A 16,619-nucleotide genomic window follows, 5' to 3' on the forward strand; every position below is an offset into this window, starting at 1 on the left:
CCTTTCATTTTTCATGACACTGTCATGAGTTTTTCATAAATTTGTCTATGGCTTCATTCAACTCTTGAATTGCCTCTTCATCTCCATCCTGAACTGCATGAACAATGCAATGACTGATGTGCTGTTTGAGAATAGCTTTACCAGTGTTATTGATAGCGCTCCTTACGGCCGCCAACTGGATTAGAACTTCAGTACAATCCTTGTCATCCTCGACCATTCTTTTGACAGACTCAAGGTGTCCGATAGCCTTGGATAGTCTGTTGACAATAGCCTTCATCTCCTCAGGATCATGATGATGTTTATGGGTGTGAGAACTCATAAAACCTCCAAAAAACAATGTGCGTTTGTTAATTTTTTGACTTTTTGCATCGCAAAAACCCATCATGCCTTACAAAACGCACATCTAGACCGAAATTTATTATATTTCTATTGAAAGAAAAAATCAATAAAGTTTATCTTACATTTCCAATAATCTTATATAAAAGTTCATAAAGGATCTGTGCTTCTTTTGGCTCTAATTTGATACATGAACCAATCTCCGATGGAATGTTCACAGCCTTTTCTCTAAGCTCTTCACCCTTTTCAGTGATAGTAACCACCAGATTACGCTCATCCTCACTGGATCTTTCCCTGGTGATATACTTCTTGGACTCGAGTTTTTTAAGAACTGGAGTAAGTGTTCCTGAATCAAGGAACAGCCTCTCTCCAAGGCATTTAACGTTCACAGTCTTTTCTTCCCACAAGACCATCATTGCCAGATACTGAGTGTAAGTAAGATCAATACAGTCAAGATATGGCTTATATTTTCTGATAATCTCTTTGGAACAGGCATAAAGAGGAAAGCATAACTGATTTCCAAGCTTTAGTCTTTCGTATTTATCATCGTTGTTTCCCATTTTGAACTCCTGAAATTAAATTTTATGCTATTTAATTATATCACAATATCGTTTAGATGGCTGTTTAGATATCATTTTTATGAGATTTCTTTTCAAATAATCCCTCAATAAAGGTAAAGAACATTGTCAGATATCTCGTAAATGGCTCTGTTGCTATGGCAAAAAGTGCAAATAGCATGATGCACTCGACTGATACATAGGATATTGAAAACAGGTCATTAAAGAATATAGCTGCTACTACCATTCCAAGCACACATCCGATAAGAACCCTTACTCTGTACTTGTTAAGAGGAGCACTTATGCTACCAAGAATGATGAATCCTACAATTGCAAGGAGGAATGTTGATGCAACAGACACATCATCTGCAGCTACTCCAAAGGTATTTCCAAATACAACCAAAGCTGCTATGGCAAAGAAATCTGTAAGTGCCGCAGGCATTGCCTTTAAAAGTACCTTAATAAGGAAATGACCTTCTATTCTCTTATTGTTAGGTTCCATAGCCAGGAAGAATCCAGGGATTCCTATATTAAACATGCTGACCATAGTGATCTGAGATGGCTGCAATGGATATGCAAGCACGTTAATAATTGAGAATATGGCAAGTAACAGTGAAAAGATATTCTTAACAAGGAACAGCGTCGCAGAACGCTCAATATTATTGATATTCCTTCTACCCTCTGCCACAATCTCCGGCATATGAGAGAATTCGCTGTCTAAAAGAACTACCTGGGCAGCCTGAACTGCTGCATCTGAACCGGCAGCCATTGCTACAGAACAGTCGGCATCCTTCATAGCAAGAATATCGTTGACACCATCGCCTGTCATGGCAACTGTATGTCCGGCAGCTTTAAGAGTTCTAATGATAATCTGCTTCTGTTCAGGAGAAACTCTTCCAAAAACAGTATAACTAAGGGCAGCATCCTTAAGAGCTTCCTCATCCAGAGTGCTTACATCAATAAACATCTCTGTATTCTTGATTCCAGCTGTCTTAGCAACCTCTGAAACTGTTACAGGGTTATCTCCGGATATTACCTTAACATTTACTCCCTGCTTTTCGAAGTAAGCAAAGGTCTCCTTGGCATCCTTTCTAATAGGGTTCTGTAAAAGAATGAATAAAAGAGGCAATGTTTTAGCCCCGGTGAGAACGCCATTTGGTACAGGAAGTGAAGGTGAAGGCTCAGATGAAATAGCCGTACCATCTGCTCCTCCAAAATACTGTGCAAAGCAAAGAACACGAAGTCCCTTGGATGCATATCCGTTAATAATGTCCTTATAAGTATCAAACTCTGACTGGAGCACGAACTCAGGAGCACCCATTACATAAGTAGCATCATCGAACTGTACACTGCTATATTTAAACTTAGATGAAAATGGGTGGAATGAAATACAGCTTCTTGAAGAATACATGGTAAAGAAATCTTCAAGGGCATGCATTGTAATATTATCATCAGGCACACATCCGATATACTCAGCAACCAGCTTGTTAAGATACATAAGTCTTTCCTGTGGAGCTGGATCTTCGTAAGGAAGTACAGCATCAGCCACAAGCATGCTGTTATCTGTGATAGTACCGGTCTTATCAACGCAGATTGTATCAACTCTAGCAAGAGTCTCAATACTACGCATGTCGTGAAGCATGACCTGATTTTTGGCAAGTCTAATAGTACTAAGGCCAAGTGTTATGCTTACAAGAAGGTACAGACCCTCTGGGATCATACCAATAAGGGCTGCCACCATTGATGGCACACTTTCAGAGAAGGAATTACCCTGAATATACACGCTCTGTACAAAAAGAGCTATACCAATAGGAATGATAACAAGACCAGCAAATTTAACAATCCTGTCGATGGATTTAACCATCTCGGACTGCTCCTTAGTATTCATCTTCTTAGCTTTAAGCATAAGCTTTGAAATATAGGATTCTGCTCCAACTCTTGTTAGCTGTGCAACGCACCTTCCTGATACAACAAAGCTTCCAGACATAAGGTTATCAGATGGCTTTTTGACAATTTCGTCTGCTTCTCCGGTAAGAAGCGCTTCGTTTACAGACACTTCTCCATCATAAAGAACTGCATCTGCAGGAATCTGGCAGCCTGGAGTAAGAATTATGAAGTCGCCAAGCACCAGCTGATTAAGAGGAATGCTTCTCTCCATTCCATCTCTTATAACTGTAGCTGTGGACTGATTGATGACAGTGAGTTTATCCAGAATCTTTTTAGCCTTTAACTCCTGGAAAATACCGATAAGGGAGTTACAAATAATAACCGGTAAAAAAGTAAGTGAATTAAAAGCTCCGGAAATAATAAGAAGAATCGCCATTATTAAAAAGATAAGGTTAAAGTATGTAAAAACATTCTCTTTAACGATATCCTTGTTTGTCTTAGCAGTGTTATCTATCTGATAATTCCCAAGGCCCTTTTCGATCTGAAGCTGAGCCTGTTGGGTAGTCAATCCATAATTATAATGTATATCCATATAAAACCTCATTGGCCACATGTTCGTAGCAAATAAAAGCCCCGGAGCTTGAATCCGAGGCTTTTTTATTTTTATTCTTTTGCAGAATGATTCATATTCTTGATTGGAATATTAGCATAAAGAGCTGGAAGTGTTCTTCCGTCGTTATCCTCTGAATCCATCTGAGTGAAATTGATATCTATTCCATCCATGTCAATCTCTGCATATTTAGATAAAACCTCAATAATATCGCTGCGGATTCTCTGCATGATTTCTGGAGAGCATGTAGCTCTATCAGTAACAAGAACAAATTTAAGTCGATCCTTTGCAACATCACTTGAAGATTTCTTTTTGAAAATATCTGATAGCTTCATGTCGCATTCCCCCTAATTACTTTTTCTTAAACCATGAGAAAAGTCCTTTTTTAGAGTCCAGATCTAAAAATGGCACCTGCTCTCCTACAACTCTGCGACAAATATTCATATATGCCTGACCTGCAAGAGAATTGTCACCTACAAGTGGCTCACCATTGTTTGTAGCAACAACGATGCTCTCATCATCAGGAACCTGACCGATAAGCTCTACAGCAAGAATATCAACAACGTCATCAGCAGACATCATGTCCCCTCTCTTTACCATGTCTGCGCGAAGTCTGTTAACAATAAGCTGTGGCTTCTTGATCTCGTTGGCCTCTAAAAGACCGATAATTCTATCTGCATCACGTACTGCAGAAACCTCTGGTGTAGTTACAACAAGAGCTCTGTCAGCGCCTGCGATGGCATTCTTAAATCCCTGTTCGATACCTGCTGGGCAATCAAGGATTACATAATCATATTCAGCCTTGAGTTCATCAGCAAGCTTCTTCATCTGCTCAGGAGTTACACTTGTCTTATCCTTTGTCTGAGCAGCTGGTAAAAGAAACAGATTCTCATATTTCTTGTCTCTGATAAGCGCCTGCTTAAGCTTGCAATTGCCTTCGATTACGTCTACAAGGTTGTAAACGATTCTGTTCTCGAGACCCATTACGACGTCAAGGTTTCTAAGTCCTATATCTGTATCGATAAGAACTACTTTCTTATTAAGCTTGGCAAGGCCTGTTCCCAGGTTGGCTGTTGTTGTAGTCTTACCAACACCACCCTTACCAGATGTTATTACTATTACTTCTCCCATACTATCCTCCGTTAAATCTTATAGAATTGTCTTAAAAATGGTGAACCATAAAGAGTTTTAACGATATGACCGTTTTCAATATAAGCTACTTCTGGTTCATTCTCAGCGCTGCTTCGCGCTTTTTTTCTTTTTATTCTAAGCTTAGGACCATTGTCGGCATCTGGAGAAATTGCAATTGCATCAGCAATTCTAACCTGTAATGGATTAAGATCAAGGGCCATTACAATAGCATCTCTGTCACCATTTGCTCCGGCAAAGGCATTTCCTCTTAGCTCCCCAAGAATAAAAATATTGCCATAGGATGTTACATTAGCGCCAGGCTTAACATCTCCAAGTACTACGACACTTTTCTTGCAGGAAATATCCTGACCGGAACGCAAATTGCCGCTATAGATAACAGCATCATTGCTATCCTCTTCAATATAAGCATCGCTCTCTACCTGTGGAGATTCTACAGGGGCTGGTGCGCTAACAGGCTCGTCATCATTATTTAATGATTTGATAAATCGTTCCTCTAATGGTGAATCTTCTTGCAAAATACAGACGATAGTAAGATCAGAATTCTTAGAAATTACATCTACGATTTTACTTTCTTCATCCTCCGTAAGAGCTCTTCCTCTAACCATTAAGCCCATCTTGTTCTTACCAAGAAAAGATGATGCCTCCTTGAATCTAAGAGCCATTTCATCCAAAAGCATGACAAATGGGGCGTTAGGATCCAAGACCAAGATTATGCCTGATTTAGTCCCCTTTATTGTCACTAATTGTTTCAATTATACTCACCCAACCTTTTTTAAAAATCGTACCTTAATAGTATATGACATTTGCCTCAAAATTTGAACCTCAAATTTGCATAATAACGAAAATCAAATTCTTAGTAATGTCATATTTCAAACAAAAAAACACTCGGCATAATGACAATGCCGAGTGCCTATAAAAATCTTTATATAAGTCTAACTATTAGTTAAGACCAGCTGCCTGCTTAGCAACTTCCTCAGCGAAGTTCTCGTTCTTCTTCTCGATACCTTCACCTGTCTCGAAACGAACAAATCTCTTGATCTTAAGGTTAGCGTTGTTAGCCTTACCAACCTGTGCAAGATACTGGCTAACTGACTGCTTACCATCCTCAGCTCTTACGTAAACCTGCTCGTTAAGGCAGATCTCCTTGAACTCCTTGTTAAGACGTCCGATAAGCATCTTCTCGATGATCTCCTGAGGCTTTCTCTTACCCTCTGGAAGCTCCTCGTTCTCCTTCATAGCCTGAGCAAGAAGGATCTCCTTCTCGTGGTTTCTGTACTCCTCTGAGATATCCTCAGAAGAAACGAACTTAGGATTAAGAGCTGCAACCTGCATAGCAACATTCTTTACAGCATCCTTAATGTCATCGTTAACAACATCTGTCTCAGCCTCAACGATAACAGAAATTCTACCATTACCGTGGATGTAAGGAACAACGATACCGTTAGAAGCTACAACCTTCTCGAAACGTCTGATTGAAAGCTTCTCTGAGATAACTGCTGTGATCTCAACAAGTGCATCGTTAACAGTCTTAGACTCATCAAGGTTCCACTTCTCAGCCATGAAAGAATCAAGATCTGCAGAATCAGAATTTACTGCCTGAGTAGCAACAGCCTCAACGAATGCCTGGAACTTCTCGTTCTGAGCAACGAAGTCTGTCTCTGAGTTAACTTCTACAACAGCGGCTGTCTTGTCGTCCTTAACTGCAACTCTTGTAAGACCCTCAGCTGCGATTCTTGAAGCCTTCTTCTCAGCCTTCATGATACCGTTCTTTCTAAGGTACTCAACTGCTGCGTCCATATCTCCGTTAGTTTCTGTAAGAGCCTTCTTGCACTCCATCATTCCTGCGCCAGTTGACTCACGTAATTCTTTAACCATTGCTGCTGTGATAGCCATGTTTTTATCCTCCGTTTTTTAAATAAGTAGCCAATCATTTACATTAAAATATGAACGATTGGCTACAAAAATTCTTATATAATAATATGATTACTCAGCGTCTGCTACTTCTTCGATATCTGAAGCCTCAGCGTCCTCTGCAGCGAAATCTGCAGCAACGTCTGCCTCAGCACCCTGATTAGCCTCGATAACAGCGTCAGCCATCTTACCAACGATAAGCTTTACTGCTCTGATAGCATCATCGTTACCAGGGATAATGAAGTCAAGCTCTTCTGGGTCACAGTTTGTATCACCGATACCGATAAGTGTGATTCCAAGAGACTCAGCTTCCTGGATGCAGATTCTTTCCTTCTTAGGATCTACTACGAAGATAGCGTCAGGGATTCTCTTCATATCTCTGATTCCACCAAGGTTAGCCTGAAGCTTAGCAAGCTCCTTCTTGAGCTGAGCAACTTCCTTCTTAGGAAGAACATCAAATGTTCCATCTTCCTGCATCTTCTCGATGGTCTTCATTCTGTTGATTCTTGACTGGATTGTCTTGAAGTTTGTAAGCATACCTCCAAGCCATCTCTCGTTAACATAGTACATTCCGCAACGCTCAGCCTCTGTCTTAACAGCGTCCTGTGCCTGCTTCTTAGTACCTACGAAAAGGATTGTTCCACCCTGCTGTGCAATCTCGAAAACTGCCTTGTAAGCCTCGTCAACCTTTACAACTGACTTCTGAAGGTCGATGATGTGGATTCCGTTTCTCTCTGTGAAGATGTAAGGAGCCATTTTAGGGTTCCATCTTCTTGTCTGGTGTCCAAAGTGTACACCTGCCTCAAGTAACTGCTTCATTGATACAACGCTCATGATATTACCTCCATTTGGTTAATCTTCCGTATATCCTTTTCTTCGTAATCTGCCTGGCGCGTCTTCCAGACAGGAAGCACCTGAACTGATCAGAAACACTCTGACACCGGTTCAAGACGTGGATACACGTGTTTATTTGTTACTGCTATTGCAGTCTGCTTCATCAGGGCATAAATATCCCATAAGTCCACAGCTTTTTAATAGTAGCATAACCAAATGCATAATTCAACTATTTTTTTACTGTTTTACTGGCAAATGATATTTGCGATGTCCTCATAGGAGGATCCTGCAGGAATAACCTTAGTTCCAGAGCGGATTACTCTATCCTTGCGTCTGTCAATAAGGTATCTGTTGAAGCTGTATGCACTATCAACAACTCCTTCATTATAAAGAAGCTGTGCTACAGCGTCAGAACCAAGGCCACCAGGAATGGTGACTGTGATTGTCTTAGATGTTGTATAAGAAGCTGTATTTTGTGCTGATGAATTATCAGCTGTTGTGGCAGTTTTAGAATCTGATGCTGAATTTGACTGGGCTGTAGATTCATTTGCATCTGCAGTATCTTTAGAAGTGTTTGCAGTAGAATTATCAGCTACTTCTTCGCTGGTAGTGGTAGCTTTTGAAGCAGCGTTTGCATCTTCTGTTGTCGTATCTTCTCTTTCTTTCTTTTCGCCAGCCACTTCCTGAACAGGTTTATCTGATAAAGCGACTTCCTGGTCGACTTCTTTAGATACTTCTTTTCCTGCTTCATCCAATGACGAATCGGATGTAAATGCAGCCGTTGTCTCATCGTTACTTATCTCCTCACCTGAATAATCAGAAAGAACTCCCTGTGTTCCTTCCACCATTCCAAGAGCTTTAGCTCTTTCTATTACTTCCGCATCACTTAAAGAGCTTTTTCTGCCGCCAAGAGCAAAGCCCATAACAAGTGCCGTCAGTATGATTCCGATACCCATTCCCCGAAGGTAATACTTAAGCTTCATATCAAAACTTTCCTTCTATATTATTTTACTTTTCTATGTTTATTGGATAGATCTATTACAAGCTTAACCTCTCCAATTCCAAGTCCAAGTTCTCTAGCAATTACCATGTTGGATTTACCAGCCTTATGCATTTCTATAATCTGTCTGTTCTGAGAAATAGGATCGTTAGCTGTGAGCTCCTTCATATTAGCATCAGGATTCCTGGTTCTTCCTTCAGAACGGATAGACTCTGTAATAGGAACAACCTTATTAGAAATAGGCTTAGGTGCATCCTCATCCTCTTTAGTGTTGCCTATTACATGAAGATTAGAAGCTTCCTCCGGATCTATCTTCTTGGCAAAGTCATCACCAAGCTCGTGATAATCCTTAAGGTTCTTCTCATCTACATAACCACTTTCAATGTTCTCTTTGATTTGATCTCTGAGGGCACTAAAGTTTCCGGTGGACTCTTTGGCCATTTTCTCTTCAAGATTCTTAGCCTGGGAGTTTTCTGATATTTTCTCTTTATATGGGATTCTGATTCCAGAAAGCTGATCCTTCTCTTCGTCTAAAAGAATCGCTCTTACATGATCCTGTTTAGGACGAACTGGGATTTCTTCAGCTTCTAAAGATTCTGCAGATGCTTTAAGAGTAGTTGCTGCCTCCTGAGCTTCCTTTGCAGTAACTTCTGCATCACGAACAACCTGCTTGGCCTCATCAGCTTTTTTGGTAACTTCAGAGACTACGCTGGTTAGATTCTTATGCTTATCATTAAGCATATCGTACATGAACATTACTTCGTCGTGATTTTTGTGAATATCATTGATGACAGTATCAGAATATTCACCGATAGCAGACATTTTTTCGTTAGAAATGCGCTCCATGGCGCGCTCAGTTCTATCAAGGGAATTATCCACGGTATCATCTACCATGTTTTCGATAGTTACCTTTTGATCCTCCACCTCTTTGCGCACAAGCTCCCGGATCTGCCTTTCAACAATGAGCTTGTCCTCCTCGTCCATCTCCTTACCGGCAGGAATAAGGTAACCAATTATGATTGCTGCAAAGCCTGCAACAATTAGAATAATTTCTGTGATACTAATCATATCTCCGCCCAAACCCCATAATAATCACGTATGCACAATAATGCACACAAATTTATTATAATACAAAAATAATAAATTTAAATTTTTAGATCAAACCCCTTGGATAAATGCAGATCAACAGGCTTTCCATTTCTGTCTAAGACGTTTCCTGCAATTTTCTCCATTTGATCTACTGATAGCTGTCTCTCACGAATAGGATCGTTCTCTTTGTTCTGAGAACCTCTTCTATTCCTGCCGCCATCGCCCATATACTGGTTGCTACCCTTTTCCTCAGCATCTGAATGTAGCTCCCCCTGACCTACATCATCCTTCTGATTAACAGAATTACGCTGATTTCCGATTTCTTCTTTAAATTGTGCCTGGAAATTCTGCTGGTCCATTAAAGGACGGGCTTCCTCACCGGCTTTAATCGTAGAAACCTCACTGGTAGCAGCAATTACGCCAAAGTCGATTCGATTTATTGACATAGGCTGCTCCTCCTTATAAGTACAAAAACAAAAGCATGTGTACTCATGGATAGTATAACATACTACAACAAGCGTGGCTATGGACTTTTGAAAACTTTTATGGGTTTTTTCGTTAAATAGGCGCTAGTCTCACATCTCCTTCTTTTACAACAAATCGGCTATACTGTACTGGTTTCTTGACAATCATTGACAATTCGCCGATGTTTACAGTGGTTCCAGGATAAGCTGTTCCTTCAACCACAACTTCAGCTTCCTTCTGTTCAGCGAGCTTTTCCATAAGCTCGGAATACTCTTCAGAATCCTTTTCGATGGATTCTGTCAGACTCTTATTAAGATCGATAAGCTTTTTGGCATTTGCAACCTGGTCAGGAGTGAATTTTGCTCCTGCCTTAAGCATCTTGGTAAAGCCCTCAATTGTAGGCTTAATTCCTTCAATATTCTTCTGAGCAGCCGTCATTTCTTTTTGCAGCTCTTTAAGACGCAGCTTAACAGTTGGGTCTGCACCTACTTCGATAACAGTATTTGCTCCCATCTCTGATCCAAGGATCTTGGCCTTTATAAGGTCCGCAGCTATAACCTTTCCGCCTGCTATGAAACCTCTTTTACCTGTTACATTGATCTCTGTGCCGGAAATAACTGTAGAATGAAGGATACATTCAGAAGAAATACTTCCCTTTGCAGAAACGTTGGCATTTTCAATGAATTTGGATACAACATTTCCGCCTGCTGAAATATTTCCACCAGCTTTAGCTCCGCATTCAAGGATTACATCTGCTCCTGCGTCAAGGCTTGCACCTTCAACAATTCCTTTTACAACAATATTTCCGCCGGCTTTAACACTAAAATTAGTGGCAATGACGCCCTTTACAACGACGCTGCCTTCATAATCGATATTTCCTGTTGATACGTCTACATTTTCAAGAGTAAGAACGTCAGAAACAGTTATTTTGCCCTCTTTTACCGTAACATGGCCCGCTGTGGCTGCAGTTAATGTAAGTTTATCCTCAGACAGAGTGGTATTCTTGCCATATTTAATCTGAGCAGGCTTTACCCCGTGAGGCTTAATAGTCTCGCCATATACATTTGTTCCAGGCTCTCCAGGAACCTCTGGATGGAGGGTAGCAAGGAGCTGCCCCTGTTCCACATTATTGATGAGATTAAGATTGAAGTAGTCAACGCTTCCATCTTCTCTAAGAGTAGGCTTAGCCCTTAGATTAGAGTTAAAGTGAAGCTCTACCTTGGCATCTGTACCTTCTTTGACAGGATCACCTGCAGCTACAACTATTTCAGTACAATACTGTCTATGTTCAAAAAAGCTATGAATATTCTCTTTGTTTACGCCGTAGGTAATCTTTCTGTAGGCCAGTGAATCATAGACTTCTTTTTCATCCATGAGTTCCGCACCTTCAGAAGGAGGATAAAAAAAGGCTGTGACTGTCATACGATCTTTGGATACGTCAAATTTACAAGCTTCTCTTTCTTGCAGGATTTTAGCGCTTGTAAAAATCACAACATCATCCGCAGCATTAGTCACAGCATCATTTATCACAACGACATCATATTCTATTTTATGGTCATCCAAATAATCCCTTACATCGTTAACGTTAAGGGGAGTTCCATCATCTGTCGGTGGATATACTTTAATTCCAGTACCCTGTTCTGTTATAACCAGCTGAAAGTAACCATTCATCGGTAAACCTCTTTTTATCTTGTTTTGGTAAGTATACCTAAATAATCACCCAGTCTCTCTCTCATTTTCTGAAGGGCTTTAGTATGTAATTGTGAAACTCTTGATTCAGAGACCTCTAATACTTCACTGATTTCTTTAAGTGTAAGTTCTTCGTAATAATACAAAAGAATTACTTTCTTTTCTTTATCTGTGAGCTTTTCCAAAGATTCTGCAAGCATCTTCTTTAGCTCTTCTTTTTCTATTGCTTCCTCTGGCTTAGTAAATCCTGAGCTTCTATTATTGGCATCTTCAGGGATATCAGAACCCTGATCCATGAACTCATTAAGAGAAACCACGCCGGTAACCTTCATCTGACTCTGCCAGCTCTGATATTCATCCTCTGTAATATCCATCTTGGCAGCTATCTCAGCATCAGTTGCAACGTGTCCTGACTCTTTTTCAATTTCTCTAATTGCTGTTTCAATTTTCTTTTGTCTTTGTCTAATAGTACGGGGAATCCAGTCCATTTTGCGGATCTGGTCAAGAATAGCGCCACGAATACGAAGGCTTGCATAAGTTTCGAACTTAACATCCTTCATCAGATCAAACTTATCAATGGCATCAATAAGACCAAAAATACCATAGCCAACAAGATCGTCGTATTCTACGTTAAAACCAAGATACATAGACAATCTTCCAGCCACAAGCTTAACTAAAGGTGCATACTCGAGAATAAGCTTTTCTCTAACTTCCTGCCCCTTTGTCTTATTGTATTCTTCCCATAATTTCATTCTAGCAGATTCGTCCATCTAGTTAACCCCAAATAGTTTTTTACAGTTCAGGTGGCAGTTCCTGATCTATGGAAAAGTCCACATCAGATTCAGTGCCGCTCTCAGCTTCAGCTTCCATTGCCGCTCTGGCTTCTTCCTCAAGCCTTTCCTGTTCAAGCCTTTCGGCAACTATCTTTTCATAGTTAATCTCAACAAATCTTGTGATCATTTTCTCAACTATGAACCCTATTACTATAAAAATAACTACTGACAAAAATACAATAACAAACCAATCCCCCACTGGATAACGCTTAAAGTAAGTGAACAGCGCAATTATCGCAGTCCCGGAAAGCGCTATCAGTGGTGTGATCAGTTTAGTATTAAACTTTCTATACTCTTCAAAATCGGTATTCATATAATCTTCTCAGGCTTTCCTACAGCTCTGATTACAAAGTTACCATTTTCAGGGTAAAAAATGACCGTTCTACCATATGAATCACCAGTATCCTGAGCAAGCACAGGAATATTCATCTCTTTGAGCTTCTTTAACGTAGCCTGAACATTGCGGTCTCCAACTCGCATAGTTGTATTACTGGACTGGAATGCGAACATCTGGGCACCACCGGCTATTTTGGCAACAAGCCTTTGCCTGGAAGCGCCTTTAGCAACAATCTGCTTGATAAGCTCTTCAATTCCAGTATCAGCAAACTTCGGAATATTCGTATTATTCTTAATCTCAGTGGAATCTGGCAACATAATATGTGCCAAGCCGCCTATCTTAGTAACCGGGTCTCTAACTGCAATTCCTACACAGGACCCTAGTCCCAAGGTTGTTATTCCATCGGGGCTCACACAAATATTCAGATCGGCCATACCAACCTTAATTATTTGACTCATACGTGACCCCTTCGTTTAAACACTAACATCACCCATTCCAAGAGATGAAAGAATCTTGGTGTATCCATCCATATCTGGAAGTAAGATAAAGTATCCGCTCAGTTTAAGCTCATCAAAAAACTGTGTCTCAATAAGAAGGATCTTATCACCCATCATTCCGAACTGAATAGCTGGAACACTGAGGATTGCGCCCGCCATATCAATTGCCACAAATGGAATTGATGGAACAAGCTTAAGATTCGTCATCATTGATAGAGAATTAAGATATGATCCGGTAATGATGTTTCCAACTTCCTTAAGTGCAGAAAGCTCTACTTCATCAAATTCCTGATCATCAGGCTTATGTTCGCCACCCATTAAGTTATCTACAAGATGTCTTGCTGCAGTTTTACTAAGAAGGAACATGATACTTCCATCAATATCGCCTTCAACAGCAAGATAAATACCAGCCATAATCTGTTCAGCACCGCCCATCAGGTCGCCAATGTCCTTAAAGTCCAAAAGTCTAACCTGCGGAACTGACATATCTACTTTCTTTCCAATCATCTGTGCAAGAGCTGTGGTCGCATTACCTGCACCGATATTTCCTAGCTCTTTTAACACATCAAAATACTGGCTGGAAAGGTTGTCCAAACTCATTTCGCCCATATTTAATCCTCCAAATTAACCAGCATTTGCAGCTTTTTCCTTAACCTCTTTCTCAGAAACTACGGCTTCAAGATCAAGAATTGATACAAGACCGCCTTCGTAATGGCCAACGCCATTTACAAAAGTTGCATTTGCTTTGTCCTTCTTGTCGTCATAGCGCATCTTTTCAACGTTATTAGCATCAAGAGTAAGAACCTGGTTAACCTGGTCAACGATAATTCCCACAAGATCGCCAGCTTCAGTTTTGAGAATAATGATTCTTGACTTGTTAGTGATCTCATCCTCTGCAAGTCCCATCTTCATTCTTACGCTCATAACAGGAACGATCTCGCCTCGGATATTGATAACGCCTTTAAGATAGTCATCTACCTTAGGAACTCTTGTAATCTGCTGCATCCTAACGATATTGTCGATGTACTTGATGTTGATTCCATACTGCTCATCATCAATTTTAATAACTATGTACTGAATAAGTTCTCCTACATCAGCGCCTTCTCTAAGTTCATTCATAATTTTTTCTTCCTTTCTCAAAAGTTCAACGAAAGCATCAGAAAATTGAATTTGTATCAAGGATAAGTGCTATCTCACCGTCACCAAGGATTGTAGCTCCGCTTATGAGCTTACACTTGTTAGTGTACTTGCCAAGTGGCTTGATAACGATTTCCTGCTGACCCATGAGTTCGTCGATTACAAGACCTGCAAGCTGATCGCCCTTTCTTGCAATAACAACAACCATGTCCTCATCAGGAGCCTTTGTAGATTCTGTATCAAGAACCTCGTTAAGTCTGATAAGAGGAAGAACTGAACCACGAAGGTTGATGACCTCTTTATTCTCAACGAATTTAATATCTGCAGGTGGTACATCCTCAATACTCTGAATTGAATCTAGAGGAATAGCATATTTTTCCTGTCCGATGATAACCATCAGAGCCTGGATAATAGCAAGTGTAAGAGGAAGTCTGATTACCCATGTGGATCCTTCGCCAAGCTTAGTCTTAACAGTAACCTCACCGGAAAGGGATTCAACCTTTGACTTAACAACGTCAAGGCCTACCCCTCTACCAGAGATTTCTGAAACCTGCTTAGCTGTTGAGAATCCTGGATGGAACAACAACTCTACACACTGTTTTTCTGTTAAAAGAGCTGCCTGCTCTGGAGAAACAACGCCCTTTTCAATAGCTTTGTTCTTAACGGCCTCAGCATCGATACCGTTACCATCATCACCAACCTCGATAACAACTGAGTTACCATCCTGGAAAGCGTGAAGGAAAATCTGTCCAACTTCTGGTTTACCTCTCTCTGCACGAAGCGCTGCAGATTCGATACCGTGGTCAGCACTGTTTCTGATAAGGTGCATCAAAGGATCACCGATCTCATCAACAACGGTACGGTCCATTTCAGTATCTTCACCAGTCATTGTAAGTTCCATCTTCTTATTAAGAGTCTTATTCAGGTCACGGATCATACGTGGGAATTTCTGAAGTACGCTCTCAATAGGAACCATTCGAACTTTCATGACAGACTCATGAAGGTTGGTAGTTACGCTCTCAAGATATTCAATCTGCTCATTTACGTTGCTTACACCAGAAGTGTTAGCTGCTGAAATGAGTGAGTTCTTAGCAATGATAAGCTCTGATACCAGGTTCATCAGAACATCGAGCTTTTCAATATCTACACGGACTGTTCTGTTAACAACAGGCTTACCAACTGGCTTCTTGCCGCCTGCTCCGCCATCGCCTGACTTAGCAGGTGCTGGTGCATTTGCTGCAGGAGCTTCTGCAGGAGCTGCCTTTGGAGCCTCAGCTGCTGGAGCTGGAGCTGCTGCAGGAGCTGCCTCGCCGCCTGCTGCATCTTCCTCAGGAGCCTTTGCTCCGCTTGGATCGAATTCGCCGCAGTCACAGCCTTCAACCTCAGAAACAGCCTTAACTATCTCCTCAATCTTCTCCTTAGACTCATCAGTTATGAGAATAAGGCTGAAGGAGAATTCAAATTTCTCATCTTCAATATCCTGTGTATTAGGCTCTGAGCAGGCAATCTCACCTATCTCTTCAAGGCCCTTGAATACAAGGAAGCCTCTGGCTGCCTTAAGAATACAGGATTCCTGAATATGTACTGTAACGCCATAGATCTTCTTACCCTGGCTTTTTGCTTCTTCTAAAGTGGATTTTACAGATGGATCGAGGCGGATTGCTCTGTAATCAGTTGTGCCGTCTGCACCTGGTGCAGGGCCATCTGCTGCAGCAGGTGCTGCATCTGCTGGTGCTGCCTCAGCTGCTGGAGCTGGAGCTGCCGCTGCAGGCGCTGCATCACCGCCGCCACCGCCATTTCTAATATCTGCTAAAGATTTGATAATGTCCTGGTGCTCTTCAGTACCCTCGTCCTGGTTCTCAGTGATGTTATCAACATACGCCTGAATAGCATCAAGACACTGTAAAAGAACATCAATATCGGCTGATTTGATCTTGATCTTGCCAGCACGAACATCTGAGAATACGTCCTCCATATCATGAGTAAGATTCTGCATTCTGGTATAGCCCATAGTACCAGCCATACCCTTCATAGAATGGGCAGATCTAAAAATCTCATTGATACAATCCTCATTCTCAGGATCCTGTTCCAGAACCATGATGTTATCATTAAGTGACTGAAGGTGCTCCTTCGCTTCATCGAGAAAGACACTTAGATACTGGGAAACATCCATAACAATTTTACCTCCATTAAAATGATTGGTCACATGGTATACGAATAATCGCATACTCATGTATTTATTATCGGTCATTTGAATGGAGGAATAAAGAAACTAGAGATTAAAG

18 protein-coding genes are annotated in these 16,619 nt (G+C 40.9%); all 18 read right to left on the bottom strand.

Annotated elements, in window-relative coordinates:
• Positions 1–22: 22 nt before the first annotated feature.
• The 18 genes from T541_RS0102770 to T541_RS0102855 all read right to left on the bottom strand — a co-directional run bounded on the left by T541_RS0102770 (position 23) and on the right by T541_RS0102855 (position 16,507).
• Entirely contained in the window at positions 23–319 is a 297-nt protein-coding gene (locus T541_RS0102770; RefSeq protein WP_026651252.1) for a metal-sensing transcriptional repressor, read from the bottom strand.
• Positions 320–452: 133 nt separating this feature from the next.
• Positions 453–896, bottom strand: coding sequence for a MarR family winged helix-turn-helix transcriptional regulator (locus T541_RS0102775; protein ID WP_026651253.1), 444 nt, complete (start codon positions 894–896; stop codon positions 453–455).
• A 64-nt stretch (positions 897–960) separates the two neighbouring features.
• A complete protein-coding gene (locus T541_RS18620; protein WP_034465765.1) occupies positions 961–3,372 on the bottom strand; it encodes an HAD-IC family P-type ATPase in 2,412 nt (803 codons plus the stop codon).
• A 71-nt stretch (positions 3,373–3,443) separates the two neighbouring features.
• Positions 3,444–3,725 carry a cell division topological specificity factor MinE gene (gene minE, locus T541_RS0102785; RefSeq protein WP_026651254.1) on the bottom strand — a complete coding sequence of 94 codons (282 nt, stop codon included), beginning with the start codon at positions 3,723–3,725 and terminating at the stop codon, positions 3,444–3,446.
• A 16-nt stretch (positions 3,726–3,741) separates the two neighbouring features.
• Positions 3,742–4,521, bottom strand: a complete 780-nt coding sequence (gene minD, locus T541_RS0102790; RefSeq protein ID WP_026651255.1) for a septum site-determining protein MinD — start codon at positions 4,519–4,521, stop codon at positions 3,742–3,744.
• Between the two features lie 11 nt (positions 4,522–4,532).
• Entirely contained in the window at positions 4,533–5,294 is a 762-nt protein-coding gene (gene minC, locus T541_RS18625) for a septum site-determining protein MinC (RefSeq protein WP_155839449.1), read from the bottom strand.
• Between the two features lie 187 nt (positions 5,295–5,481).
• Positions 5,482–6,435 (bottom strand): translation elongation factor Ts, encoded by a 954-nt coding sequence (gene tsf / locus T541_RS0102800; RefSeq protein ID WP_026651256.1) that lies wholly within the window; start codon positions 6,433–6,435, stop codon positions 5,482–5,484.
• A gap of 90 nt (positions 6,436–6,525) precedes the next feature.
• On the bottom strand, positions 6,526–7,287 hold the full coding sequence (rpsB, locus tag T541_RS0102805; protein WP_026651257.1) for a 30S ribosomal protein S2: 762 nt from the start codon (positions 7,285–7,287) through the stop codon (positions 6,526–6,528).
• A 245-nt stretch (positions 7,288–7,532) separates the two neighbouring features.
• Entirely contained in the window at positions 7,533–8,270 is a 738-nt protein-coding gene (locus T541_RS0102810; RefSeq protein ID WP_026651258.1) for a hypothetical protein, read from the bottom strand.
• Between the two features lie 20 nt (positions 8,271–8,290).
• Positions 8,291–9,355 carry a DUF6115 domain-containing protein gene (locus T541_RS0102815; RefSeq protein ID WP_026651259.1) on the bottom strand — a complete coding sequence of 355 codons (1,065 nt, stop codon included), beginning with the start codon at positions 9,353–9,355 and terminating at the stop codon, positions 8,291–8,293.
• Between the two features lie 77 nt (positions 9,356–9,432).
• Positions 9,433–9,822: a hypothetical protein gene (locus T541_RS0102820; protein ID WP_026651260.1), complete on the bottom strand. Its 390-nt coding sequence runs from the start codon at positions 9,820–9,822 to the stop codon at positions 9,433–9,435.
• A 112-nt stretch (positions 9,823–9,934) separates the two neighbouring features.
• Entirely contained in the window at positions 9,935–11,512 is a 1,578-nt protein-coding gene (locus T541_RS0102825; RefSeq protein ID WP_026651261.1) for a DUF342 domain-containing protein, read from the bottom strand.
• 14 nt (positions 11,513–11,526) lie between these two features.
• Positions 11,527–12,300, bottom strand: a complete 774-nt coding sequence (locus T541_RS0102830; protein ID WP_026651262.1) for a FliA/WhiG family RNA polymerase sigma factor — start codon at positions 12,298–12,300, stop codon at positions 11,527–11,529.
• Between the two features lie 22 nt (positions 12,301–12,322).
• On the bottom strand, positions 12,323–12,676 hold the full coding sequence (locus tag T541_RS0102835; protein WP_026651263.1) for a hypothetical protein: 354 nt from the start codon (positions 12,674–12,676) through the stop codon (positions 12,323–12,325).
• Positions 12,673–13,158: a chemotaxis protein CheD gene (locus T541_RS0102840; protein ID WP_026651264.1), complete on the bottom strand. Its 486-nt coding sequence runs from the start codon at positions 13,156–13,158 to the stop codon at positions 12,673–12,675. Before T541_RS0102840 ends, T541_RS0102835 begins: the two co-directional genes overlap by 4 nt.
• A gap of 15 nt (positions 13,159–13,173) precedes the next feature.
• Entirely contained in the window at positions 13,174–13,806 is a 633-nt protein-coding gene (locus tag T541_RS0102845; protein WP_026651265.1) for a chemotaxis protein CheC, read from the bottom strand.
• Between the two features lie 15 nt (positions 13,807–13,821).
• On the bottom strand, positions 13,822–14,316 hold the full coding sequence (locus T541_RS0102850; RefSeq protein ID WP_026651266.1) for a chemotaxis protein CheW: 495 nt from the start codon (positions 14,314–14,316) through the stop codon (positions 13,822–13,824).
• Between the two features lie 37 nt (positions 14,317–14,353).
• Positions 14,354–16,507: a chemotaxis protein CheA gene (locus T541_RS0102855; protein ID WP_026651267.1), complete on the bottom strand. Its 2,154-nt coding sequence runs from the start codon at positions 16,505–16,507 to the stop codon at positions 14,354–14,356.
• Positions 16,508–16,619 lie beyond the last annotated feature (112 nt).

Source organism: Butyrivibrio proteoclasticus P6B7 (assembly GCF_000622085.1).
Classification (GTDB): Bacteria; Bacillota; Clostridia; order Lachnospirales; family Lachnospiraceae; genus Butyrivibrio; species Butyrivibrio proteoclasticus_A.

What these genes read in the sequence shown, in the direction of transcription:
- T541_RS0102770 (WP_026651252.1), bottom strand. Translation starts at nt 319, where the DNA reads ATGAGTTCTCACACCCATAAACATCATCATGATCCTGAGGAGATGAAG.
- T541_RS0102775 (WP_026651253.1), bottom strand. Translation starts at nt 896, where the DNA reads ATGGGAAACAACGATGATAAATACGAAAGACTAAAGCTTGGAAATCAG.
- T541_RS18620 (WP_034465765.1), bottom strand. Translation starts at nt 3,372, where the DNA reads ATGGATATACATTATAATTATGGATTGACTACCCAACAGGCTCAGCTT.
- minE (WP_026651254.1), bottom strand. Translation starts at nt 3,725, where the DNA reads ATGAAGCTATCAGATATTTTCAAAAAGAAATCTTCAAGTGATGTTGCA.
- minD (WP_026651255.1), bottom strand. Translation starts at nt 4,521, where the DNA reads ATGGGAGAAGTAATAGTAATAACATCTGGTAAGGGTGGTGTTGGTAAG.
- tsf (WP_026651256.1), bottom strand. Translation starts at nt 6,435, where the DNA reads ATGGCTATCACAGCAGCAATGGTTAAAGAATTACGTGAGTCAACTGGC.
- rpsB (WP_026651257.1), bottom strand. Translation starts at nt 7,287, where the DNA reads ATGAGCGTTGTATCAATGAAGCAGTTACTTGAGGCAGGTGTACACTTT.
- T541_RS0102810 (WP_026651258.1), bottom strand. Translation starts at nt 8,270, where the DNA reads ATGAAGCTTAAGTATTACCTTCGGGGAATGGGTATCGGAATCATACTG.
- T541_RS0102815 (WP_026651259.1), bottom strand. Translation starts at nt 9,355, where the DNA reads ATGATTAGTATCACAGAAATTATTCTAATTGTTGCAGGCTTTGCAGCA.
- T541_RS0102820 (WP_026651260.1), bottom strand. Translation starts at nt 9,822, where the DNA reads ATGTCAATAAATCGAATCGACTTTGGCGTAATTGCTGCTACCAGTGAG.
- T541_RS0102825 (WP_026651261.1), bottom strand. Translation starts at nt 11,512, where the DNA reads ATGAATGGTTACTTTCAGCTGGTTATAACAGAACAGGGTACTGGAATT.
- T541_RS0102830 (WP_026651262.1), bottom strand. Translation starts at nt 12,300, where the DNA reads ATGGACGAATCTGCTAGAATGAAATTATGGGAAGAATACAATAAGACA.
- T541_RS0102835 (WP_026651263.1), bottom strand. Translation starts at nt 12,676, where the DNA reads ATGAATACCGATTTTGAAGAGTATAGAAAGTTTAATACTAAACTGATC.
- T541_RS0102840 (WP_026651264.1), bottom strand. Translation starts at nt 13,158, where the DNA reads ATGAGTCAAATAATTAAGGTTGGTATGGCCGATCTGAATATTTGTGTG.
- T541_RS0102845 (WP_026651265.1), bottom strand. Translation starts at nt 13,806, where the DNA reads ATGGGCGAAATGAGTTTGGACAACCTTTCCAGCCAGTATTTTGATGTG.
- T541_RS0102850 (WP_026651266.1), bottom strand. Translation starts at nt 14,316, where the DNA reads ATGAATGAACTTAGAGAAGGCGCTGATGTAGGAGAACTTATTCAGTAC.
- T541_RS0102855 (WP_026651267.1), bottom strand. Translation starts at nt 16,507, where the DNA reads ATGGATGTTTCCCAGTATCTAAGTGTCTTTCTCGATGAAGCGAAGGAG.